General features: G+C 68.0%; 18 protein-coding genes and 1 pseudogene. 16 read left to right on the forward strand and 3 right to left on the reverse strand.

Annotated features, from left to right (window positions below):
• Positions 1-86: 86 nt before the first annotated feature.
• Positions 87-2,318 (forward strand): catalase/peroxidase HPI, encoded by a 2,232-nt coding sequence (katG, locus tag GVO57_RS06820; RefSeq protein ID WP_201752706.1) that lies wholly within the window; start codon positions 87-89, stop codon positions 2,316-2,318.
• A gap of 77 nt (positions 2,319-2,395) precedes the next feature.
• Here katG and GVO57_RS06825 read toward each other — a convergent pair whose 3' ends face one another.
• Together GVO57_RS06825 and thyA are read right to left on the reverse strand one after the other, a co-directional pair.
• Complete coding sequence (locus GVO57_RS06825) at positions 2,396-2,884, reverse strand: dihydrofolate reductase (RefSeq protein WP_160592522.1); 489 nt, start codon at positions 2,882-2,884, stop codon at positions 2,396-2,398.
• The gene (gene thyA, locus GVO57_RS06830) at positions 2,884-3,780 is read right to left on the reverse strand and encodes a thymidylate synthase (RefSeq protein WP_160592523.1); all 897 of its coding nucleotides are present in this window, start codon (positions 3,778-3,780) and stop codon (positions 2,884-2,886) included. The genes GVO57_RS06825 and thyA overlap by 1 nt, the downstream gene beginning before the upstream one ends.
• Before the next feature lie 182 nt (positions 3,781-3,962).
• On the opposite strand from thyA, the gene GVO57_RS06835 reads away from it, so the two are divergent.
• The 7 genes and pseudogenes from GVO57_RS06835 (at position 3,963) to GVO57_RS06865 (ending at position 10,035) form a co-directional block, all read left to right on the forward strand.
• The gene (locus GVO57_RS06835) at positions 3,963-4,628 is read left to right on the forward strand and encodes an energy transducer TonB (protein WP_160592524.1); all 666 of its coding nucleotides are present in this window, start codon (positions 3,963-3,965) and stop codon (positions 4,626-4,628) included.
• A gap of 95 nt (positions 4,629-4,723) precedes the next feature.
• Positions 4,724-5,074, forward strand: a complete 351-nt coding sequence (locus GVO57_RS06840) for a hypothetical protein (RefSeq protein ID WP_160592525.1) — start codon at positions 4,724-4,726, stop codon at positions 5,072-5,074.
• A 2-nt stretch (positions 5,075-5,076) separates the two neighbouring features.
• The gene (ribD, locus tag GVO57_RS06845; RefSeq protein ID WP_160593876.1) at positions 5,077-6,075 is read left to right on the forward strand and encodes a bifunctional diaminohydroxyphosphoribosylaminopyrimidine deaminase/5-amino-6-(5-phosphoribosylamino)uracil reductase RibD; all 999 of its coding nucleotides are present in this window, start codon (positions 5,077-5,079) and stop codon (positions 6,073-6,075) included.
• Between the two features lies 1 nt (position 6,076).
• Positions 6,077-6,709, forward strand: a complete 633-nt coding sequence (locus tag GVO57_RS06850) for a riboflavin synthase (protein WP_160592526.1) — start codon at positions 6,077-6,079, stop codon at positions 6,707-6,709.
• A 99-nt stretch (positions 6,710-6,808) separates the two neighbouring features.
• Positions 6,809-8,109 (forward strand): annotated as a pseudogene (gene ribB / locus GVO57_RS06855) (3,4-dihydroxy-2-butanone-4-phosphate synthase).
• A 43-nt stretch (positions 8,110-8,152) separates the two neighbouring features.
• Complete coding sequence (gene ribH / locus GVO57_RS06860; protein ID WP_160592527.1) at positions 8,153-8,572, forward strand: 6,7-dimethyl-8-ribityllumazine synthase; 420 nt, start codon at positions 8,153-8,155, stop codon at positions 8,570-8,572.
• Between the two features lie 89 nt (positions 8,573-8,661).
• Positions 8,662-10,035 (forward strand): cytochrome P450, encoded by a 1,374-nt coding sequence (locus GVO57_RS06865; RefSeq protein WP_160592528.1) that lies wholly within the window; start codon positions 8,662-8,664, stop codon positions 10,033-10,035.
• Positions 10,036-10,103: 68 nt separating this feature from the next.
• Here GVO57_RS06865 and GVO57_RS06870 read toward each other — a convergent pair whose 3' ends face one another.
• Positions 10,104-11,192: an alkene reductase gene (locus GVO57_RS06870; protein WP_160592529.1), complete on the reverse strand. Its 1,089-nt coding sequence runs from the start codon at positions 11,190-11,192 to the stop codon at positions 10,104-10,106.
• Positions 11,193-11,245: 53 nt separating this feature from the next.
• On the opposite strand from GVO57_RS06870, the gene GVO57_RS06875 reads away from it, so the two are divergent.
• The 8 genes from GVO57_RS06875 (at position 11,246) to GVO57_RS06910 (ending at position 22,188) form a co-directional block, all read left to right on the forward strand.
• Positions 11,246-12,184, forward strand: a complete 939-nt coding sequence (locus GVO57_RS06875; protein ID WP_160592530.1) for a DMT family transporter — start codon at positions 11,246-11,248, stop codon at positions 12,182-12,184.
• 38 nt (positions 12,185-12,222) lie between these two features.
• A complete protein-coding gene (locus tag GVO57_RS06880) occupies positions 12,223-12,906 on the forward strand; it encodes a COQ9 family protein (protein ID WP_160592531.1) in 684 nt (227 codons plus the stop codon).
• A gap of 74 nt (positions 12,907-12,980) precedes the next feature.
• Positions 12,981-13,202, forward strand: a complete 222-nt coding sequence (locus GVO57_RS06885) for a FeoA family protein (RefSeq protein ID WP_407695717.1) — start codon at positions 12,981-12,983, stop codon at positions 13,200-13,202.
• A complete protein-coding gene (gene feoB, locus GVO57_RS06890) occupies positions 13,199-15,052 on the forward strand; it encodes a ferrous iron transporter B (protein WP_160592532.1) in 1,854 nt (617 codons plus the stop codon). Before GVO57_RS06885 ends, feoB begins: the two co-directional genes overlap by 4 nt.
• A 124-nt stretch (positions 15,053-15,176) precedes the next feature.
• Positions 15,177-15,734 (forward strand): single-stranded DNA-binding protein, encoded by a 558-nt coding sequence (gene ssb, locus GVO57_RS06895; RefSeq protein ID WP_160592533.1) that lies wholly within the window; start codon positions 15,177-15,179, stop codon positions 15,732-15,734.
• Positions 15,735-15,970: 236 nt separating this feature from the next.
• Positions 15,971-16,432 carry a hypothetical protein gene (locus GVO57_RS06900; protein WP_160592534.1) on the forward strand — a complete coding sequence of 154 codons (462 nt, stop codon included), beginning with the start codon at positions 15,971-15,973 and terminating at the stop codon, positions 16,430-16,432.
• Entirely contained in the window at positions 16,354-19,281 is a 2,928-nt protein-coding gene (locus GVO57_RS06905) for a TonB-dependent receptor domain-containing protein (RefSeq protein ID WP_233281520.1), read from the forward strand. The genes GVO57_RS06900 and GVO57_RS06905 overlap by 79 nt, the downstream gene beginning before the upstream one ends.
• 282 nt (positions 19,282-19,563) lie before the next feature.
• Entirely contained in the window at positions 19,564-22,188 is a 2,625-nt protein-coding gene (locus tag GVO57_RS06910) for a TonB-dependent receptor (protein ID WP_160592535.1), read from the forward strand.
• The last annotated feature ends 33 nt before the right edge of the window (positions 22,189-22,221 follow it).

Genomic DNA, 22,221 nt, shown 5'->3' on the forward strand with positions numbered 1-22,221 from the left:
TGATTTTCCCCGTCAGACGCGCAGCCGTTACCATCCGGCCCATCGACAAGACGAAAACAACCGAAGCTGGAGGATTGTCCATGCGCATGTCCAAGACCCTGACGATCGCCCTGCTGGCGACGGCTTTGACGCCGGTCCCGGCCATGGCCGAGACGGCGAAAACTGAAGCCGCACAGCCCCAGGCGACCAAGCCGATGACCAACAAGGACTGGTGGCCCGAGCGGCTCGACCTGCGGCCGCTGCGCCAGCACGGTGTCGAGTCCAACCCGCTGGGCGGGCAGTTCAGCTATGCCGAGGCGTTCCAGAAGCTCGACCTGAAGGCGGTCAAGGCCGACATCGAAGCGCTGATGACCAAGTCGCAGGATTGGTGGCCGGCTGATTACGGCCATTATGGTCCCTTCTTCATCCGCATGGCGTGGCACAGCGCCGGCACCTACCGCATCGCCGACGGGCGCGGCGGCGCGGCCGGCGGGCAGCAGCGGTTCGAGCCGCTCAACAGCTGGCCCGACAACGTCAATCTCGACCGTGCGCGCCGGCTGCTGTGGCCGATCAAGAAGAAGTATGGTGCCAGCCTGTCCTGGGCCGATCTGATGGTGCTGACCGGCAACGTCGCGCTGGAATCGATGGGCTTCAAGACCTTCGGGTTCGCCGGTGGCCGGCAGGATGATTTCGAAGCCGATGAGGTGTTCTGGGGGCCTGAGCGCAAGTTCCTCGCTTCCGACCGCTATCATGGCGACCGGCAGCTCGCCAATCCGCTGGCGGCCGTGCAGATGGGCCTGATCTACGTCAATCCGGAAGGCCCGAACGGCAATCCGGACCCGCTCGCCGCCGCCCGCGACATCCGCGAGACGTTCGGGCGCATGGCGATGAACGACGAGGAAACCGTGGCGCTGATCGCCGGCGGTCACACCTTCGGCAAGGCGCATGGCGCGCACAAGCCCGAGGCGTGCGTGGGCGTCGATCCGGCGGGTGCCGGGGTCGAGCAGCAGGGCCTGGGCTGGGTCAACAAGTGCGGCACCGGCAAGGGTGCCGACACGGTGACCAGCGGCCTTGAAGGCGCATGGTCGGTCAACCCGATCGCGTGGACGACCCAGTATCTGGACAATCTCTATGCGTTCAACTGGGTGCAGACGCGCAGCCCGGCGGGCGCGATCCAGTGGGTGCCGAGCGACAAGGACGCCGCCAATCTGGTGCCGGACGCGCATGATCCGAACAAGCGCCATGCGCCGATCATGTTCACGACCGACCTCGCGCTGAAGATGGACCCGGCCTACCGCAAGATCACCGAGCGGTTCCGCCGCAATCCGGATGCGTTCGCCGATGCCTTTGCCCGCGCCTGGTTCAAGCTGACCCACCGCGACATGGGGCCGCGCGCCCGCTATCTGGGTGCCGATGCGCCGAAGGAAGACCTGATCTGGCAGGATCCGGTGCCGGCGGTGAACCATCCGCTGGTCACCCCGGCCGATGTGACCGCGCTCAAGGGCCAGATCCAGGCTTCGGGTCTGAGCACCGGCGAACTGGTGCGCACCGCCTGGGCGGCGGCGGGCAGCTTCCGCGGCACCGACCTGCGCGGCGGCACCAATGGCGGCCGCGTGCGGCTGGCTCCGCAAAAGGACTGGGCGGTCAACAATCCGGCCGAGCTGGCCCGGGTGCTGCCGGTCTATGAGCGGATCGCCACCGGCTTCAACACCAGCCGCAAGGACGGGCGCAAGATCTCGCTTGCCGACCTGATCGTGCTGGGCGGTGCCGTGGGCGTCGAACAGGCTGCAAAGGCGGCCGGCGTGACGGTCGAGGTGCCGTTCACCCCGGGCCGGATGGATGCGGCCCAGGCGCAGACCGACGTCAACTCCTTTGCCGTGCTCGAGCCCAAGGCCGACGGGTTCCGCAACTATTTCGGTGAAGGCAACCGGCTGTCCCCGGCCGAAATGCTGGTCGAGCGGGCGAACCTGCTGACCCTGACCGTGCCGGAAATGACGGTGCTGGTTGGCGGCATGCGGGTGCTGGGCGGCAACAGCGGCGGCGCGGCGCATGGCGTGTTCACCGACACGCCGGGCCGGCTGGACAATGCCTTCTTCGTCAACCTGCTCGACATGGGGACGAAGTGGGCGAAGTCGGCGAGCGGCGAAGGCCTTTACGAGGGCACCGACCGCGCGACCGGCAAGGTCAAGTGGACGGCGACCCCGGTCGACCTCGTGTTCGGGTCCAACTCCGAACTGCGGGCGGTGTCCGAAGTCTATGCCGCCGATGACGGGCGCGAGAAGTTCGTGCGCGATTTCGTCAAGGCGTGGACCAAGGTGATGGATCTGGGCCGCCTCTGACCGGCCCGGTCGATACCCGAATGCGTGGCGGCGTCCCCCCGGGGGGCGCCGCCACATGTTTTTCGGGCGGTGCCGCGTCAGCGGATCAGGGTCACGAAGCTGTAGCCGTCATGATCCGCGCGCGCGGCCTCGCGCCAGCCGGTGAGCGCGGGCAGGACGGTGTCGCCATCGGGGCTGCCGCGCACCTCAGTGAGTTCGATCCGGTCCGCGCGGTCGAGGAACAGCCGGTAGATTTCAGCGCCGCCGATCACCGAGACGACGGGCACGTCGCCCGCCAGCGCGAGCGCCGCATCGACGCTGCCGGCCACCTCCGCGCCCGCAGCCGTCCAGGCACCGCGCGTCAGCACGATATGCCGCCGCCCGGGCAGCAGGCCGGGCAGGCTTTCAAAGGTGCGCCTGCCCATCACCATCGGCGTGCCGAGGGTCAGCGCCTTGAACCGCTTGAGATCGGCCGGGATGTGCCAGGGCAGGGCACCGTCGCGCCCGATCACGCCATTGTCGGCGCGCGCGACGACCAGCACGATCTGCGGCCCGGCCGCGCCGGGGATCGGGACGGGGGGCGTCATCAGACGGCGACCGGTGCGGCGATCGCCGGATGGGGATCATAGCCGGTCACGACCACATCCTCGAACCGATAGTCGAAGATCGTGTCCGGCCGCCGCGCAAGATCGAGCCGGGGGAAGGGGCGCGGCGTGCGCGCCAGCTGCTCCTCCACCAGATGGCCGTGGTTGAGATAGACATGCACGTCGCCGCCCATCCACACGATCTCGCCGGGCTCAAGGTCGCAGATCTGCGCCAGCATCCTGAGCAGCAGCGCGGCTTCGAAGATGTTGAACGCAAAGCCCAGGCCCAGATCGCAGGAGCGCTGGTAGAGAATGCCCGACAGCCGCCCGTCCGCGACCTGATATTGATAGGTCATGTGGCAGGGCGGCAGCGCCATCCGGTCGAGATCGGCGACGTTCCAGCCGGTGAAGATGTGCCGCCGCGACGCCGGATTGCGCCGCAGCCCGTCGACCAGCGCGGCGATCTGGTTGATCGTGCCGCCCTTGCCGTCGGGCCAGGCGACCCATTGCCGGCCATAGACCGGGCCGAGATCGCCCCAGCGGGCGGCAAACCCGTCATCGGCCAGGATGCGCGCCTCGAACGCGTCGCGGTCGATCGCCTCGCCGGTTTCGCGCCGGAAGCGGTCGAGCGGCCAGTCGGTCCAGATGTGCACGCCCTGCGCGACCAGCGGGCGGATATTGGTGTCGCCGGTCAGGAACCACAGCAGCTCGCGCACCGCGGTTTTCCAGAACACGCGCTTGGTGGTCAGGATCGGCACCGTCCCGTCGGACAGGTCGAAGCGCAGGGTCGCGCCGAACAGGGCGCGGGTGCCCACCCCGGTGCGGTCGATTCGTTCGTCCCCCTCGCGCCAGACGCGGCGCATCAGGTCGAGATAGTCTTGTTCGGCATGGCTGGTCATCACGCGGCGAAGCTTTGCGCGACCCGGCCCCTGCGCGCAACCGCAGCCGCGCATGCCATTCCGCCGCAGCGGCAAAGCGTTGCGGATCGCGACTGAAAATCCCCTTGTGCCGTAACGGAAAGCATGATGTCATGTCATCACATCACCTGATCTTGGTGATGGACATGGAAGGAGACGGTGCCATGCCGGCTGAAGGTTTCCTGTCGCGGCGCGAACGCCACCCTGTTGCCCTGACCATCGCGGTCGCCCTCAATCTGGGCGGCGTGACGGCGCTGATGCTGGCGCGCGGCGATATGCCCATGCCACGGGCCTGGGTGATCCCGACGATCCTGATCCCGCCCGAACCGCCAAAGGCGGAGCCGGTGCAGCCCGTGCCACCCAGATCCAGGCCGGCAGTGGCTCGCCCGGCGCCGCGCCCGGCTGAAACCACGCCGGTCGCGCCGCCCCCCGCCGGAACCACTTCGCTGGCCGGCGATCCGACACCCATGACCTCGGGGACGGGCGATGCCGCCTTGGGGAGCGGCGGGGTGCCCGCGCAGCCCGACCCGCCGGTTCCGGTGTTCAGCGAGGCGGCGGTCGATCCCCGCTATGCCGCGCAGCTGCAGCCGCCTTATCCGCCCCAGCTCGAGCGGCTGTCGGTCGAGGGGCGGGTGGTGATCGAGGTGCGGATCGGCACCGATGGCCGGGTCAAGGCGGCGCGGATCCTGTTCGCCGATGACGAGGATTTCGCGCGCGTGACCGAGCGGCAGGCGCTCACCCGCTGGCGCTTCCGCCCGGCGACGCGCGACGCCATGCCGGTTGAAAGCGTCAAGCGGCTGACCGTCCGCTTCCAGCTTCGCCGGGGCTGACCGGCAGGGCCGGCGCGTTCCCCGCCGCGCCGGCCCGACCGGCCCCTTCTCAACCAGTCTGGCGAACCGGGGGCGGAGGCCCTAGATTGCGGCCGATGTCGCGCCTCCGCCTCTTCAACGTCTTTCATGCGATCCGTGATCTGCGCGCCTTTCTGGCGACGCGGGGCAAGCATGAGCTGGTGTTCGCGTTTCTGGCGATCGTCACCACCGTGTCGATCATCGTCGTGTTCATGCTCGATTCGCGCTCGCTCAAAAAACCCTATGAGCGGCGCATCCAATATGTCGAAAGCTGGCCGGCCGACCGCAGCGATGCGGAAATCATCGCCGCGCAAAAGGTCGATGCCGCCAACCGCGCCAAGCGCGAGGCCGCCGAGGCGCGCGCCAAGGCGGAGCGGCGCGCCGCGTTCAAGCGGCTGGACGACGCGCTCGAGCGGCTGGGGCTTTGACCATGGCCCCTGGCGGCGCGGACGCGCGGTGGCTGGACGCCGCGCTGGCGCTCGCCATGCGCGGCCAGGGGCGGACCTGGCCCAACCCCAATGTCGGCTGCGTGATCGTGAAGGATGGCTGCGTGATCGGGCGCGGCTGGACCCGGCCTGGCGGCCGCCCCCATGCCGAAGCGGTGGCGCTGATGCAGGCGGGGGAAGCGGCGCGCGGCGCGACCGCCTATGTGACGCTTGAGCCCTGCGCGCATGACAGTGCGCGCGGCCCCGCCTGTGCCGATCTGCTGGCCGCTGCCGGTGTGGCGCGGGTGGTGAGCGCGCTGACCGACCCCGATCCGCGCACCGCCGGGCGCGGGCATGACCGGCTGCGCGCCGCCGGGATCGCCGTGGACGTCTGTGCCGCAGAGGCGGGCGGTGCAGCCGGCGCGCGGCGCGCCATGGCCGGATGGCTGACGCGGCAGCAGCACGGGCGGCCGCGCGTGACGCTGAAGCTTGGGCTGTCGCTCGACGGCTGCATCGCGCTGGCGAATGGCGAAAGCCGCTGGATCACCGGGCCCGAGGCACGCGCCCATGCCCATCTGGAGCGCAGCCGCCATGAGGCGATCCTGGTCGGGCGCGGCACCTGGGATGCCGACCGGCCGCGCCTCGACGTCCGCCTGCCGGGGCTGGAGCGTTTCGCGCCGGCACGGATCGTGATGTCCGCGCGCGGGGCTGTCGACCGGCTGGGTCCGGACGATCGGGTGATCGCCGCGCCCGATGCGATTGCGGGCCTGCCGTGCGACAATCTGCTGGTCGAAGGCGGGGCCGGAACGGCGGCGGCGTTTCTGGCCGCCGATCTGGTCGACCGGCTGGTCATCTACCGCGCGCCGCTGCTGATTGGCGGCGGGCGCGGCGCGGTCGGCGGCTTCGGGCTTGCCGATCTGGCGGCTGCGCATGGCCGCTGGGCCTTGCAAGACACGCGGATGCTTGGCACCGACCGGCTCGACATCTACGAACGGCGGCGCTGACATGTTCACGGGCATCATCACCGATATCGGCACGATCATCGCGGCAGGGCGGGACGGCGATCTGCGCCTGCGCATCGCCTGTGGCTATGACATGGACGATGTCGATCTGGGCGCGTCCATCGCCTGTTCGGGCGTGTGCCTGACGGTGATCGACAAGGCCCCGGCGCGGGATGGCGCACCGGGCTGGTTCGCGGTTGACGTCTCGGCCGAAAGCGTGGCGCGCACCGCGCCCGGCATGTGGGGCGAAGGCGCGCGGCTCAACCTGGAACGCGCGATGCGGCTGGGTGACGAGCTGGGCGGGCACATCGTGACCGGCCATGTCGACGGGATCGGCACGGTCATAGGCGTCGAGCCGAGCGGCGGATCGCATGTCGTGACGGTCGCTGCACCGGCCGCGCTTGCGCCCTATATCGCGCCCAAGGGATCGATCACGCTCGATGGCGTGTCGCTGACGGTCAATGGCGTGGCCGACCAGCCGGACGGCGCTGTGCAGTTCACGCTCAACATCATCCCGCACACCTGGGACGTGACGACGCTGGGCGCGCTGACGCCGGGCCGGGCGGTCAATCTGGAGATCGACGTGCTTGCCCGCTATCTGAGCCGGATGGAGGCGGTGCTCGCCCGGCGGGGATGAGCGCTGTGTCTTGCGCTGCGCGGCACCGGCCCGGGGGTCACATCGCAATGTGTCGCCTGTGATTGCAGTATCACATCCGAATGTGATACTGCGCCCGGCATGACCAATGCGACCATCGACAGGATCCGGACCGAAATCGCCGCGCGCGGCCTTTCGCGGGCGGCGCTCGCCCGCGCGGCGGGGCTGCATGCCAACACGCTGCGCGGCATGGACGAGCCGGACTGGAACCCGACCGCTGACACGCTGCGCAAGCTCGACGCCTATCTGACCGCCAGCAGCGCGCGGCCGGCGCTCGTCCCGATCGAGGAGATCATCGACGAGGCGCGCAATGGCCGCATGTTCATCCTCGTTGATGACGAGGACCGGGAGAATGAGGGCGATCTGGTCATCCCGGCCCAGATGGCGACCCCCGATGCGATCAATTTCATGGCCAAGCACGGCCGCGGGCTGATCTGCCTTGCGCTCGCCAAGGCGCGGGTCGACCAGCTCGGCCTTGATCTGATGAGCCGCAACAACGGCACCCGCCACGAAACCGCCTTCACCGTGTCGATCGAGGCGCGCGACGGCGTGACCACCGGCATTTCGGCGGCCGACCGGGCGCGCACCATCGCGGTTGCGATCGATGCGTCCAAGGGGCCGAACATATCGTCACCCCCGGCCATGTGTTTCCGCTGGTCGCGCGCGAGGGCGGGGTGCTGGTGCGCGCCGGCCATACCGAGGCGGCGGTCGATGTCGCGCGGCTGGCCGGGCTCAACCCGTCGGGCGTGATCTGCGAGATCATGAAGGATGACGGCACGATGGCGCGGATGGACGATCTCGTCGCCTTCGCGCAGGAACATGGGCTGAAGATCGGCACGATCCGCGACCTGATCGCCTATCGCCGCCGCCACGACCATCTGGTCGAAAAGCGCGCGGAAATGCGCTTCCACAGCCGCTGGGGCGGCGACTGGAAGGCGATGACCTTTTTCAACAAGGCGACCGGTGACGAGCTGATCGCGCTGCAAAAGGGGCGCATCGATCCCGAAACGCCGACGCTGGTGCGCATGCACACAATGTCGATGTTCGTCGATGTGTTCGGCGAGGATTCGGAACGCTCCGGCCTGCTCAGCGAATCGATGAAGCTGATCGGCGAGGCGGGCGCGGGGGTGATCGTCGTCATCAACAAGCCGATGAAGGACATCGTCACCCGCTTCATGCGCCTGCGCGCCGAGGGCAAGGGCGCGGGCGACCGCGAGGTCGAGGAGCTGCGCGATTATGGCCTGGGCGCGCAGATCCTAGCCGAACTGGGCGTGCACGACATGGTGCTGCTCACCAACACCCATCACACGCTGGTCGGGCTTGACGGCTATGGCCTGTCGATCGTCGGCGAACGGCCGATCCCCGGCACCGGCGGCGAATGACCCGGCCGGGCATCCGGCGGACTGACAGAAGGAAGATGTTTGAATGGCCAAGTTCCTGATCGTCGAGGCGCGTTTCTACGACCATCTGAACGACCTGCTGCTCGACGGCGCGCGCACGGCGATCGAGGCCGCCGGCCATGCCCATGAAACGGTGACGGTGCCCGGCGCGCTCGAGGTGCCGGGGGCGATCGCGCTCGCCGCCGAAAGCGGCCGCTATGACGGCTATGTCGCGCTGGGCGTCGTCATCCGCGGCGAAACCTATCATTTCGAGATCGTGTCCAACGAAAGCGCGCGCGGCATCATGGCGCTGACGCTCGACGGGCTGGCGATCGGCAACGGCATCCTGACCGTCGAGAACGAGGCGCAGGCGCTCACCCGCGCGCGGCGGACCGAAAAGGACAAGGGCGGCGAAGCGGCGAAGGCGGCGCTGGCGATGCTCGCGCTGCGCGACCGGCTGGGCTGAACTGGCTGGCCGAACGGCCGGCGGCGCAAACAGGTTGCGATTCGCAACCCGACCTCTCTATAACATGTGCAAAAGCACAGGAGAGAGAGATGGCGCTGGCCCATACGTTCAAGGCCAATCCGCATTGGCTGCCGCGCAACCCGCGCGATGCGCTGCGGGCGATCCCGGGCGAGGATGGCTGGCCGCTGTTCGGCAATACGCTCAAACTGCTGAAGGATCCGCGCGCGTTCGGCAACCGCATGGTCGCGACCTATGGCCGCGTCTATCGCAACAATGCCTTTGGCGGGCCGACGGTGACGTTGGTGGGGGCCGAGGCGAACGAGCTGGTGCTGTTCGACCGCGAACGCATGTTCTCGTCCGAACAGGGCTGGGGCCCGATGCTCAACCTGCTGTTCCCGCGCGGGCTGATGCTGATGGATTTCGACAAGCACCGCGCCGACCGGCGCGCGCTGTCGGTCGCCTTCAAGCCCGAGCCGATGCGCCATTATGCCGAACAGCTCAACCGCGGCATCGCGCGCGAGGTGAGCGGCTGGGGCGGCCGCCCGGTCATTTTCTATGACGCGATCAAGAAGCTGACGCTCGATCTGGCCGCCGACAGCTTTTTCGGCATGCCGCTGGGGCCGGAGGCTGACCGCATCAACAAGGCGTTTGTCGACGAGGTGCAGGCGTCGGTGTCGCCGATCCGCTCGCCGATGCCGCTCACCTCGATGCGCAAGGGGGTCAAGGCGCGCGACTATCTGATGGCGCTGTTCCTGCGCGAAATCCCGGCCCGCCGCGCCGGCGACGGCCAGGACTTTTTCTCCCAATTCTGCCGCGCAACCGACGAGGCGGGGCAGCCGCTCAGCGACGATGCGATCGCCGATCACATGAACTTCCTGATGATGGCGGCGCACGACACCATCACCTCGTCGGCGACCAGCCTGATCATGCTGCTCGGCCAGAACCCGCAGTGGCAGGACCGGCTGCGCGAGGAGATTCTGGGCCTTGGCCTCAATGGCGAAGAGGGTGTCGCTTACGGCCAGCTCGACCGGCTGGTGCTGACCGAATATGCGTTCAAGGAAGCGCTGCGCATCATGCCGCCCGTGCCCTCGCTGCCGCGCCGGGCGCTGCGCGACTTCAGCTTTGGCGGCTATGACATTCCGGCGGGCAGCTTTGTCGGGCTGAACGTCGCTTACACCCATCACATGGCCGAATATTGGCCGGAACCGGACCTGTTCGATCCGATGCGCTTCACGCCCGAAGCGTCGCGCGGGCGGCACAAATATGCGTGGGTGCCGTTCGGCGGCGGCGCGCATATGTGCCTGGGGCTGCATTTCGCGGTGATGCAGATCCGCATCCTGATCACGCATCTGCTGCTGCGTTACCGGATCGAGCTGGCGCCCGGCAGCGGGGCCGACTGGCAGTTCTTCCCGATCCCGCGTCCGCGCGACGGCCTGCCCGTGCGGTTCGTGCCGCTCGCCTGAACGGCACCGGCGAACAGGCGCGCTGATGCCGCACCCCGGGGCCGCGCCCCGGGGTACGGACACGCGGATTAGGCCGCGGCTTCGGCCAGCGCCGGATAGTCGGTATAGCCTTCCGGGCCCTGGCTGTACCACTGCGCCATCACATCGGGCGCAATCGGCGCGCCGGTGCGCAGCCGCTCGACCAGATCTGGGTTCGAGATGAACTTGCGCCCGAAGCTGATCGCATCGGCGACGCCCGAGGCGAGGTCGGCATCGGCCTTGGCCCGGTCATAATCCTGGTTGAGCACCAGCGGCCCGGCGAATTGGTCGCGGATCAGCGGCGACAGCTTGGGCGCGTCGGATGCGCCGAACGTGCCGTCGGGTGCCTGTTCGCGCAGCTCGAGGAACGCGATGCCGATATCGGCCAGTGCGCGCGCGGCGAGCGGGAACACGGTTTCGGGCGCGCTGTCATCGACCCCTTGGGTCGCGCCATTGGGTGACAGGCGCACGGCGGTGCGGTCGGCGCCGATTTCGGCCGCGACCGCCTCGGTCACTTCGCGCAGCAGGCGGATGCGGTTTTCCGGCGTGCCGCCATATTGGTCGGTGCGCAGGTTGCTGCCGTCGCGCAGGAACTGGTCGATCAGATAGCCATTGGCGGCATGGATCTGCACGCCGTCAAAGCCGGCTGCGCGGGCGCGCCGCGCGGCCGCTGCATAGGCGGCGACGATGCCGGGGATTTCGGCGGCGTCGAGCGCGCGGGCCGCCTCATAAGGCTTTTTGCCGTCATAGGTATGGGCCTTGTGCGGGGCCGTGGTCGCGCTGGCGGACACCGGAGCGTCGCCGCCCAGAAAATCGGGATGGACCAGCCGGCCCATATGCCAGAGCTGCATGAAGATGCGCCCGCCCGCGGCATGCACGGCGGCCGGCACCGCGGCCCAGGCCTCGGCCTGTTCGTCGGTCCAGATTCCCGGCGCAAACGGCCAGCCCAGCCCCTGCTGGCTGATCCCCGTGGCTTCGGACAGGATCAGGCCCGCGCCGGCGCGCTGGGCGTAGTAAAGGGGCATCAGCGGGCCGGGCACATGCGCGCGGCTCGACCGGCTGCGGGTGAGCGGGGCCATCAGCACGCGGTTGGGCGCGGCGATCGCGCCCAGCTGGATCGGGTCGAAGAGGCTCGGCAAGAACAGTCTCCTTTTGCTACGGGACGGGGCAGAGATAGGAGACTAAGGGGATTATGCACCCGTCTTCGACACCCGCCTCCGATTTCGTTGCCGCACCGTCGACTGCCCCGGGCGCTGCGAACCACAAGCCCGGCCTTGCGCTTGCCGCGCTGATCACCGGCAATGTCGCGCTCGCCTTCGGGCCGGTGTTCGTGCGCGCGGCCGACACCATGGCCGGGGTCGGCCCGGTCGCCTCGGGCTTCTGGCGGCTGGCGCTGGCGGTGCCGCTGCTGTTCCTGTTCGCAGCACTCGACCGCCGGCCCGGGCGGCGCGGCGAAACCGGGGCGGCGCCGGGGCTGCTGGCGATGATCGCGCTGGGCGGGCTGTTCTTCGCCGCCGATCTGGCCGCCTGGCATCTGGGCATTCTCGGCACCAAGCTTGCCAATGCGACCCTGCTCGGCAACGCCGCCAGCCTGTTCTTTCCGGTTTACGGCTTTCTGGTCGCGCGCCGCTGGCCCGCGCCGGGACAGGCGGCGGCATTGCTGCTGGCGATGGCGGGCGGGGCGCTGCTGCTGGGGCGGTCCTATGAGCTGTCGCCCGCCTATCTGGTCGGCGATCTGCTGTGCCTTGCCGCCGGGCTGCTCTACACCTTCTACCTGATCTCGATCGACCGGGCGCGCGCGCAGATGCGGCCCTGGCCGGTGCTGGCGCTGTCAACGCTGGCGGGCGTCGCGCCGCTGCTGCTCTTTGCTCATCTGGTCGGCGAGCCGATCTGGCCGGGGGACTGGCGACCCGTCCTCGGCCTTGCGCTTGCCAGCCAGGTGATCGGGCAGGGGTGCCTTGTCTATGCGATGGGCCATGTCCGGCCGCTGGTCGTGGGGCTGGCGTTTCTGTCGCAGCCGGTGGTCGCGGCGCTGGCGGGGCTTGTGCTCTATGGTGAGCGGCTGGCGCTGGCCGACTGGCTGGGTGCGGCGGCGATCGGCATCGCGATGGTGCTGGTCAGGCGCGGTTGACCCTTGGCGCTTGCGCCTTGAACGCCTAAGTCTGGGCGATGACCCAGACCATGTCTGCCGCGCCCGCCGATCCGGTGCTTGACCCCACGCTGGATGAAGTGCGGGCGATGATCGCACCGCGCCTTGCCGCCCATGCCGCCTTTGACGGCTGGGGCGAGGCGGCGCTGCTGCCGGCGGCGGCGGAGGCCGGGATCGATCCCGATGTCGCGCGGCTCGCCTTTGCCGGGCCGGCCGACATGATCGACGCGTGGTTCGCAAGCATCGATGCACGGATGGCGGAGGCCTGGCCGGCGGCGACGCTTGCGGCGATGAAGGTCCGCCAGCGCATCACGACCCTTGTCTGGGCGCGGATCGAGCTGGTCGCGCCGGAGCGCGAGGCGCTGCGCCGTGCGCTTGCCGTGCTCGCGCTGCCGGTCAATGCGCCGCGCGCCGCGCGGCTGTGCTGGCGCGCGGCCGACATCATGTGGCGGCTCGCCGGCGACACGGCGGTCGATTACAACCACTATACCAAGCGGCTGCTGCTCGGCGGCGTCTACAGCGCGACCCTGCTCGCGCTGCTCGGCGATGACGATGCCGATCTTGCCACCACCCGCGCGTTTCTCGACCGGCGCATCGACAATGTCATGCAGATCGAAAAGGCCAAGGCCCAGCTGCTCGGCCAGGGGCGGCCGCGGCCCAGCCTGGCGCGCTTCATCGGCCGGCTGCGCTATCCGCCGGCATGACCCGGCGCTGCGTGCTATTTGATAATCGTTCTCACTCCGCCTATTGAGGCGTGATGCAGCTTCACCAACTCCCGTTGCGGGCGCGCGCCCGGATCCGTGCGATCGACTGGCAGGCGCTTGACCCGGCAGAGGCCCGCCGGCTGCGCGAGCTGGGCTTTGACCAGGGGGTGGAGGTCGAGGCGCTGCACCGCGCGGGCTGGTTCGGCGGCGATCCGATTGCGTTTCGCGTCGGGCGGATGACGGTGGCGATGCGCCGCGCGCTGGCCGGGGCGGTCGCGGTCGAGATCGTCGAATGAACGCCGCCCCGCTCGTCGCGCTGGTCGGCAACCCCAATGCCGGCAAAAGCTCCCTGTTCAACGCGCTGACCGGCGCGCGCCAGAAGGTCGGCAATTATCCCGGCGTCACCGTCGAGCGTCATTCCGGGCGCATGGCGCTGGCCGATGGCCGCCCGGTCGAGCTGGTCGACCTGCCCGGAGCCTACAGCCTTGATCCGGTCAGCCCGGACGAGGCGGTGACGCGCGATGTCGTGCTCGGCCATCAGGCCGGGGAGCGGCGGCCGGCGGCGCTGATCGTGGTCGTCGATGCCGGCAATCTCGACAATCATCTGCGCTTCGTGCTGCAGCTTGCAGCGCTCGGCCTGCCGATGGTCGTCGCGCTCAACATGGTCGATCTGGCCGAACGCGACGGGCTGCGCATCGACCCGGCGGTCCTGGCCGAGGCGCTGGGCGTGCCGGTGATCCCGACCGTGGCCGTCCGGCGGCGCGGCCTTGATGCGCTGAAGGCGGCATTGGGTGAACGGCTGGCCATGCCGGCTGCTGATCCGCAGGGCGCTGAAGCGCCGGTGCCGCCGCTCGCCGAGCTGCAGAAACAGGCGCGGGCGCTTGCCGCGCGGGCGGTGATCGACGAGGCTCCGGCGCGTCGCGTCAGCCGCGGGCTGGACAGCGTCGCGCTGCACCCGGTGGCCGGGCCGCTGATGCTGGCCGCGATCCTGTTCGTGATGTTCCAGGCGGTGTTTTCCTGGTCCGAAGCGCCGGTCGGCTGGATCGAGCAAGGCTTTGCCCTGCTGGCCGAGCGGGCGGCGGCGCTGCTGCCGCCGGGCTTTGTGCGCTCGCTGCTCGTCGAAGGCGTGCTGGCCGGGGTGGGGGCGGTGGTCGTGTTCCTGCCGCAGATCCTGATCCTGTTCACCTTCATCCTGGTGCTGGAGGCGAGTGGCTATATGGTCCGCGCCGCCTTTCTGATGGACCGGCTGATGGCGCGGGTCGGCCTGTCGGGCCGCGCCTTCATTCCGCTCTTGTCCTCCTTTGCCTGTGCGGTGCCGGGGATCATGGCGACGCGCACGATCGACGATCCGCGCGACCGGCTGACAACGATCCTGATCGCGCCGCTGATGACCTGCTCGGCCCGGCTGCCCGTCTACACGCTGATCATCGCCGCCTTCATCCCCGCGCGCAGCATCGGGCCGGGCATCGGGCTGCAGGGGCTGGTGCTGTTCGGCCTTTATGTCGCCGGCATTTTGGGGGCGATGCTCGCCGCGCTGGTGCTGCGCCGCACGGTGACGCGCGGGCGCGGCAGCGGCTTTCTGATGGAAATGCCGCGCTATCAATGGCCGCGCCCCGCCGACATCGCCATCGGCCTGTGGCAGCGCGCGGTCATCTTCCTGAAGCGCGCGGGCACGATCATCCTTGCCTCGACCGTGCTGCTGTGGCTGCTCGCCTCTTATCCGCAAGCGCCCGAGGGTGTGCGGCAGAGCGAATATTCGGTCGCCGGGCGGCTGGCGCGCGGGGTGGAGGCGGTGGTCGCGCCGATCGGTTTCAACCACCAGATTTCGCTGGCGCTGATCCCGGCCATGGCCGCGCGCGAGGTCGCGGTGTCGGCCATCGCCACCGTCTATGCGATCGATGCGACCGACGAGGAGCAGGCGGCGCAGGCGCTGGAGGCGCGGCTGGGCGATGCCTGGCCGCTGCCGACCGCGCTCGCATTCCTCGCCTGGTTCGTGTTTGCGCCGCAGTGTATTTCGACCATCGCGGTCACGCGGCGCGAAACCAACAGCTGGCGCTGGCCCGCTTTCATGGTCGCCTATCTGTTCGCGCTGGCCTATCTGGCGGCGGGGGCCACGTTCTGGACGGCAACGGCGCTTGGCCTTTAGCCGGTCACGGCCGGCGGGATCACCCGGCGGACCGGAGTTTTCCCCAGCTTCCCCGCGCCGGCCATATCGACTCGTCCGCCCGACGGGATAGAAGGGGGCAAATCCGAAGGCAGGAGCGATTTTCGTGGCAGGCAGCGTGAACAAGGTGATCCTCGTCGGCAATCTGGGTGCGGACCCGGAAGCGCGGACGATGGGCAATGGCGGCGAGGTGGTGCAGCTGTCGGTCGCCACATCGGAAAGCTGGACCGACAAGATGTCCGGCGAGCGCCGCGACAAGACCGAATGGCACCGGGTGGTGATCTTCAACGAAAATCTCGGCCGCGTCGCGAAGCAGTATCTGCGCAAAGGCTCGAGCGTCTATCTGGAAGGCCAGCTCCAGACCCGCAAATGGCAGGACCAGTCGGGCCAGGACCGCTACACGACCGAAGTGGTGCTGCAGCGCTTTCGCGGCGAACTCGTGCTGCTCGGCGGTCGTGACGGCGGCGGCGGCGGGGGCGGCGCGCCGGGCGGTGGGGGCGGCTGGGGCGACGATGATCGCGGCTTTGGCGGCGGACGCGGCCAGGGCGGCGGGGGCTTTGGCGGTGGTGCCGGTGGCATGGGCGGCGGCATGGGTGGCGGCGGCGGCGGGCGCGGTGCGCCGGGGCCGTTCGACGCTGATCTGGACGATGACGTGCCCTTCTGAACCACAGGGCCTTTTGAACCTGATCCTGACCGACCCGGCCGTCTCCACCCTGGACGGCCGGGTTTCTGCTGTTTTGGGGCTGTGCGGCGCGCGACCGAGTGGCGAACTGTCACCAAATTGCCACAGTGAACGGCATTTCGGCAGTTTTTCGCAGGCGCAGCATGTTAACCCATTGCCAGCGTCAATCAGAGGAATAGCCTCTCGTCCTGCAACATCACAATGCCGGGGGGCTAATCATGAAGGTTTCACTCAAGCTGCGTCTGCTTGCGGGCGCGTCGATGATCGGCGCGCTGGCCGGCACCGCACAGGCGCAGGTCGCGCCGCCGGCACCGGCTGAGACCGCCGACAATGCCGCCAGCGACGAGCGCGAGGTGATCACCGTCACCGGCAGCCGCATCCAGCGCGATCCCAATGCCACCGCGCCGCTGCCGATCAGTTCCCTGTCCGCCGATGCGCTGCGCGCCGCCGGCAACAATGACGTCACCGCGACGCTGCGCCAGATCCCGGCGCTGCTCGCCTCTACCACGGTCGCCGACTCGATCGAGCGCGGCGGGCCGGCGTCGGTGTTGGTCAGGCGACGCTCAACCTGCGCCAGCTTGGCAGCAACCGCACGCTCGTCTTGGTCGACGGTTATCGCCATGTCTCCGGCGTCGCGGGCGCTCAGACGGTCGATGTGTCGACCATCCCCAATGCGCTGATCGACCGGATCGACGTGCTGACCGGCGGCGCATCGGCCGTTTACGGTGCCGATGCCGTGACCGGCGTCGTCAACTACATCCTCAAAAAGGATTTCGAGGGCATCGCCCTCGACGCCCAGGCCGGCATCTCGTCGCGCGGCGATGGTGAATCCTACCGGATCGAGGGCACCTATGGCCGCAACTTCGCCGATGGCCGGGGGAACATCACCCTGTCGCTCGGCTATACCGACGAGCAGGAGATCCTGTTCGGCGACCGCAGCTTCACCCGCGACAATGGCCGCGGCAACAACTCGACCGTCTATTCGAACCCGCTCAAGCGGTTCCAGAAGGGCGATATCGACGCATCGTCGATGCCGAACTTCGCATCCTATTTCCGGGTCGGCGGCCCGGGGCCGCGCGCCTCGCGCATCGCGTTCGGCCCGTCGATCCCGACTGCAGCCGACTTTGCCCGGCTTTTTCCCGGCCGCACGCCGACCGCGGCCGAAACCGCGCTGATGGCGCGCGCCGCCGAGGCACCAAACTTCGTCATCGGCCGTGCGCCGGTGTTTGCGATCAGCTCCAATGCCGGGCTGCTGTTCCGCGCCGATTTTGCGCGTTTCCAGACCGATCTCAACAATAACGGCATCGCCGACTGTAACGAAAGCTATGTCGGCTGGACCGGCTTTGGCGGCGGGGGCTGCTATGTCACCACCCCCAATGGCGGCGTGAAGATCTTTGAAGACGGGATCATATCGACCAGCCAGAACCAGTTTGGCGGCGATGGCGCGGTCGAGCGCACCAATGAAAGCTCGCTGATCCCCGGGTCGCAGCGTTTCTACGCCAATCTGCGCACCAACTACGAGTTTTCCGACGCAGCCGAGCTGTTCGTCGACGCGAAGTTCGCGCGCAACGTTTCCGTCTCGCGCAACAACTACAACACCTTCTATGACTCGCTGCTGATCTTTCCGGACAATCCGTTCGTCCCCGCCGCGCTGCAGGGCGAGGCCGATGATGCCGGCGGCCTGCGCGTCAGCCGCGACTTTACCGATCTGGGGCCGAACACCCAGCGGGCGGTGCGCCAGACCTACCGGCTGGTGGCCGGGCTGCGTGGCGAGATGACCGACCATCTGCGCTATGAGTTCGTCGCCAATTATGGCCGGACCGACAACAGCGTGACCCAGAGCAATTCGGTTCGTTATGACCGGCTGTTCGCCGCGATCGACGTGGTGCGCGGTCCCAATGGCCAGCCGATCTGCCGGTCGGACATCAGCTCGGTTCCGCATCCGGGTTCGGAAACCTTCCCGGTCATCGCGCCCGGCTTCTTCACCTTCCGGCCCGGTGACGGGCAGTGCCGCCCGGCCAACATCCTGCGCGGTGCCCAGTCGATCAGCCAGGAAGCGGTCGATTTCATCACCACGCCGACGACCGACCGGTTCCGTATCGAGCAGACGGTGATCACCGCCAGCCTGACCGGCGACACCGGCGCGTTCCTGAACCTGCCCGGCGGGGCGGTGCAGTTTGCCGCCGGCGCCGAGTTCCGGCGCGAAAAGTCGCGCTCGCGCTTTTCCGATCTCGAACTCGGCTTGCTGCCTGAGGGCTCGCCCGCCGGCCCGGCGGGCACGTTCATCGGTGACATCAGCTCCAACCTGCAGCTGATTTTCGATCCCTCGACCCGCACTCAGAATACAGGCGGCGCGTTCGACGTGTTCGAACTGTTCGGCGAAGTCTCGCTGCCGATCCTGAACGACAAGCCTTTCTTCCACGAGCTGTCGCTGGGCGCGGCCGGTCGCTATGCCGATTATTCGACCGTCGGCGGGGCGTTCACCTGGAACGTCAACGGCACCTGGGCGCCGGTGCCCGACATCCGCTTCCGCGGCACCTATGCGGTCGCGATCCGCGCGCCCAACATCGCCGAACTGTTCAACCCGGCGCAGGGCGCGACCTTCCGTCCCGCCGATCCGTGCGATCTCGTCAACCAGGACGATACGCCCAACCGGCTGCAGAACTGCATCGCGGCGGCGACCGCGCTCGGCATCCCCAATGCCGCGCAGTTCCTGTCGACTTATACCGATCCGCTGAGCGCCCGTTTCCCGGGTAGCGTAAGCGGTAATCCGGACCTGACCGAGGAAGAGGCGACGACCTGGACGGTCGGCGCGGTCGTGCAGCCGCGCTTCGTGCCCGGGCTGACGCTGTCGGGCGACTATTATTCGATCCGCATCGACAATGCGATTGCAGCCCCGACGGCGCAGGACATTGTCAACACCTGCTATGACAATGCGGGCTTCCCCAACCAGTTCTGCGCGCTGTTCGAACGTAACGGGCCGTCCGCCGGCCCGGCGACGTTCGGTTTCCGGTTCCTGCGTCAGACCCAGCTCAACTTTGTTGGTATCGAGACGTCGGGGGTCGATTTCTCGGTCAACTATGCCTTCAGCATCGCCAATGACTGGAAGTTCAACCTGGGCGTCAACGGCAACTGGACCGAGAAGGTCAACCGCTTCTTCGACCCGACCGACCGCACGCTGGTCAATCCGGCGCTGGGTGAGCTGAGCGTGCCGGAATGGTCGGGCGTCGGCACGATCGCCCTCAACTACAAGCGCCTGACGCTTGGCTATAATCTGCAGTTTATCCAGAGCACGGCGGTGGCGAGCGTGATCGATATCGAACGGATCGAGACCGAATTCGGGCCGGCGGGGCTGGCTCCCGATTACTGGATCCACGGCCTGTCGGTGAACTATGAGCTGACCGACAAGATCAACCTCTATGGCGGCGTCAACAACCTGACCGACAAGCAGCCCTATCTGTCCAGCTCCGCCTATCCGGTGTCGGGGATTGGCCGCTTCTTCTTCCTGGGCGCGCGCGCGCGGTTCTGAGGCGCGCTGGTCCGAAGCAGGCTGGCAGCTTCGCTGCTCATTGCGAAAGATCGGCAGGATAAGGGGCGCGGCATCAGCCGCGTCCCTTTCCTTTTGGGGGCCGCGCGCGTTCCGGGAGGGGCTCGTCGGCGGGCTGTGCCAGGGTGTGACATTTTTAACGCATTAACCTGCGACACAATGTTCCAGCGCCGGGTGCGTTGACAGCAAGGTTATGACCTGATCCAAATGCAATAAATCACAGCGCCCGCCAAAAGGGCGCGTCCAGTCTGGGGAGGATGAGGAATGAAATCTGCGCGTTTTCTTGTGTCGTCTGCGGTCGCTGCATTGTTTGCAACGTCGCCCGTGCTTGCCCAGTCGGCTCCCGCGCCGCAGGATAACGCTACGGAAACTCAGGAGCAGGAGAATGTCGCCGACATCATCGTGACGGCTGCCGGCCGCGCCCAGGTTGTGCAGGACGTGCCGATCGCGGTGAGCGTGCTGGGCGGCGAACTGATCACGCGCGGCAACATCGTCGATGTGCGCGGCATCCAGCAGATCGCGCCGTCGCTGCAGACGACGACCGGCCAGTCGGCGGCGACCGGCACCGTGCTGCGCATCCGCGGGGTTGGCACGGCAGGCGACAATCCGGGCTTCGAGCCGGCGGTCGGCGTGTTCATCGACGGCGTGTTCCGCGCGCGTTCGGGCATCGCGCTCGCCGAACTGCCGCAGCTTGACCGGGTCGAGGTGCTGCGCGGGCCGCAGGGCACGCTGTTCGGCCGCAACACCTCGGCCGGCGCGCTCAACATCGTCACCGCCGGCCCGGCGTTCAACCTGGGCGGCTATGCCGAGGTCAGCTACGGCAATTATGACGAGCTTGAAGTGCGCGGCGGCATCACCGGTCCGGTGTCCGACACGCTCGCCCTGCGCCTCGACGGCGTCTATCACGTCCGCGACGGCACGATCCGCGACGTCAACAGCGACCGGCGGATCAACAATCTCGACCGTTACCTGCTGCGCGGCCAGGCGCTGTTTGAAAATGACGATGTCCGTTTCCGCCTGATCGCCGATTATGCGAAGACCGACGAACAATGCTGCGGCGCGGTCAACACCAACTCGTTCCTGCAGGGCCAGCCGGTCGCGCTGGGCGGGCCGGGCAACCCGGCGTTCGGTGCGGCGTTTGCGGCCGCCAGCGCGATCCAGCAGGTCGCCGCTGCCGGCGGGCGCACCGGCATCGTCACCCCCTATCGGCCGAGCGAGCGGCGCATGGCGATTTCGCCCAACCGCGACTATCTGGAAGCGGTCAAGGAATGGGGCGTGTCGGGGCAGCTGGATTACACGCTGTCGGATTCGCTCAACCTGACCTCGATCACCGCCTATCGCGACTGGCAGGTGCGCCGGAACCAGGACATTGATTTCTCCGGCGTCGATCGCGCCTATCGCGAGGGCTATCGCAACCGGTTCAAGAACTTCACCCAGGAACTGCGCCTGCAGGGCCAGGCGTTTGACGACAAGCTCGACTGGCTGGTCGGCGGCTTCTACCTGAATGAAACGCTGACGCTGCGCGACACGGTCCGCTTCGGCACCGAATCGAGCCAGTATGTCGACGGCTTCATCAGCAACCTGACCCGTTCGGCGACGCTGCCCACCGGCTTCCAGGTGTTCGGCACCCGCGCCGGCACCCCGCTCGTCGGTCAGGTGCTGCTGGCGTCCAACCCGGCGCTGGCGGCGGCGGCGGCGGCCGGTGGCCCGGCGGTGCTCGGCACCTTCCTGTCGCCATTTCCGGGCACGCCCAATGGCGGCGGCCAGCAGGCCGACAATTACCGGGTCAAGACCAACGCCATCGCGCTGTTCACCCACAACATCCTGAGCATCACCGACGATCTGAAGCTGACCCTCGGCCTGCGCTACAACCGCGAGACGAAGAAGATCCGCGCCGATCTCAACTCCACCGTGCCGGCGTGCAGCTTCCTGCTCAACCCCAATGCCACGCTGCTGCGCGCCGGGCTTGCGGGCCTGCCGAGCGGCCTTGGCAGCGCGATCACCAACCTTGCCTGCAACCCGACCGTCAACTCCGAGTTCAACGGCATCTACAATGGCCGCCGCACCGACGAGGAGTTCACCGGCACGGCCAAGCTGTCCTATGAGATCAGCGAAGCGGTGACGCTCTATGGCGGCTATGACCGCGGCTTCAAGTCGGGCGGGTTCAACCTCGACCGCGGCACGTTCGACACCCGGCTGCTGGGCGGCAATGGCGCGCAGATCGACGATCTGTCGTTCCGGCCCGAGACGGTCGACTCCTATGAAATCGGCATCAAGACCAATTTCTCGAGCGCCTTCACCTTCAACGCGACGTTGTTCACGGCCGATTTCAAGAACTTCCAGGACCTGACCTTCATCGGCAACAACTTCCGCGTCACCTCGGTCGCCAAGCTGCGCTCGCGCGGGGTGGAACTGGAATCGATCATCCGGCCCTATCGCGACCTGACGTTCAACCTGGGTTATTCCTACACCGACTCCCAGTATATCGACGACCGCCTGAACGCGATCCCGGAACTGGCGGCGGGCAACCGTGCGCAGACCACCAACACCCCGCGCGACGTGGTGACGGTGGCGATGAACTGGACGCCGCAGCTGTCGGATTCGGTGGGGCTGAGCGTCTATACCGACATGCGCTATTCGGGTGAGACGCGCACGATCAACGTGCTCGGGTCCGAACCGTTCACCGGCAATCCGGGCGTCGCGATCGTCAACGCCCGTGTCGGCTTGACCTTCCTGGAGCGCAAGCTGCTGGTCGAGGCCTATGTCGAGAACCTGTTCGACACCTATTTCAACGTGACCGCCTTCCCGATCCCGGAGCAGAGCAGCAACTTTGCCGTCTATCCGAACCTGCCGCGCTTCTACGGCGTCAGGGCGCGTTACACCTTCTGATGCGCTGCGGCCGGGCCATCGCGGTCCGGCGCG

It is taken from the genome of Sphingomonas changnyeongensis, assembly GCF_009913435.1.
Taxonomy (GTDB): Bacteria; Pseudomonadota; Alphaproteobacteria; order Sphingomonadales; family Sphingomonadaceae; genus Sphingomonas_B; species Sphingomonas_B changnyeongensis.

Bases quoted from the DNA above. Each gene is read 5' to 3' on its own strand.
- GVO57_RS06875 (WP_160592530.1), top strand. From the start codon at position 11,246: ATGCACCCGTCTTCGACACCCGCCTCCGATTTCGTTGCCGCACCGTCG.
- GVO57_RS06865 (WP_160592528.1), top strand. From the start codon at position 8,662: ATGGCGCTGGCCCATACGTTCAAGGCCAATCCGCATTGGCTGCCGCGC.
- feoB (WP_160592532.1), top strand. From the start codon at position 13,199: ATGAACGCCGCCCCGCTCGTCGCGCTGGTCGGCAACCCCAATGCCGGC.
- katG (WP_201752706.1), top strand. From the start codon at position 87: ATGTCCAAGACCCTGACGATCGCCCTGCTGGCGACGGCTTTGACGCCG.
- GVO57_RS06825 (WP_160592522.1), bottom strand. From the start codon at position 2,884: ATGACGCCCCCCGTCCCGATCCCCGGCGCGGCCGGGCCGCAGATCGTG.
- GVO57_RS06880 (WP_160592531.1), top strand. From the start codon at position 12,223: ATGACCCAGACCATGTCTGCCGCGCCCGCCGATCCGGTGCTTGACCCC.
- GVO57_RS06835 (WP_160592524.1), top strand. From the start codon at position 3,963: ATGCCGGCTGAAGGTTTCCTGTCGCGGCGCGAACGCCACCCTGTTGCC.
- GVO57_RS06850 (WP_160592526.1), top strand. From the start codon at position 6,077: ATGTTCACGGGCATCATCACCGATATCGGCACGATCATCGCGGCAGGG.
- ribH (WP_160592527.1), top strand. From the start codon at position 8,153: ATGGCCAAGTTCCTGATCGTCGAGGCGCGTTTCTACGACCATCTGAAC.
- GVO57_RS06910 (WP_160592535.1), top strand. From the start codon at position 19,564: ATGAAATCTGCGCGTTTTCTTGTGTCGTCTGCGGTCGCTGCATTGTTT.
- GVO57_RS06840 (WP_160592525.1), top strand. From the start codon at position 4,724: ATGTCGCGCCTCCGCCTCTTCAACGTCTTTCATGCGATCCGTGATCTG.
- GVO57_RS06900 (WP_160592534.1), top strand. From the start codon at position 15,971: ATGAAGGTTTCACTCAAGCTGCGTCTGCTTGCGGGCGCGTCGATGATC.
- thyA (WP_160592523.1), bottom strand. From the start codon at position 3,780: ATGACCAGCCATGCCGAACAAGACTATCTCGACCTGATGCGCCGCGTC.
- ribD (WP_160593876.1), top strand. From the start codon at position 5,077: ATGGCCCCTGGCGGCGCGGACGCGCGGTGGCTGGACGCCGCGCTGGCG.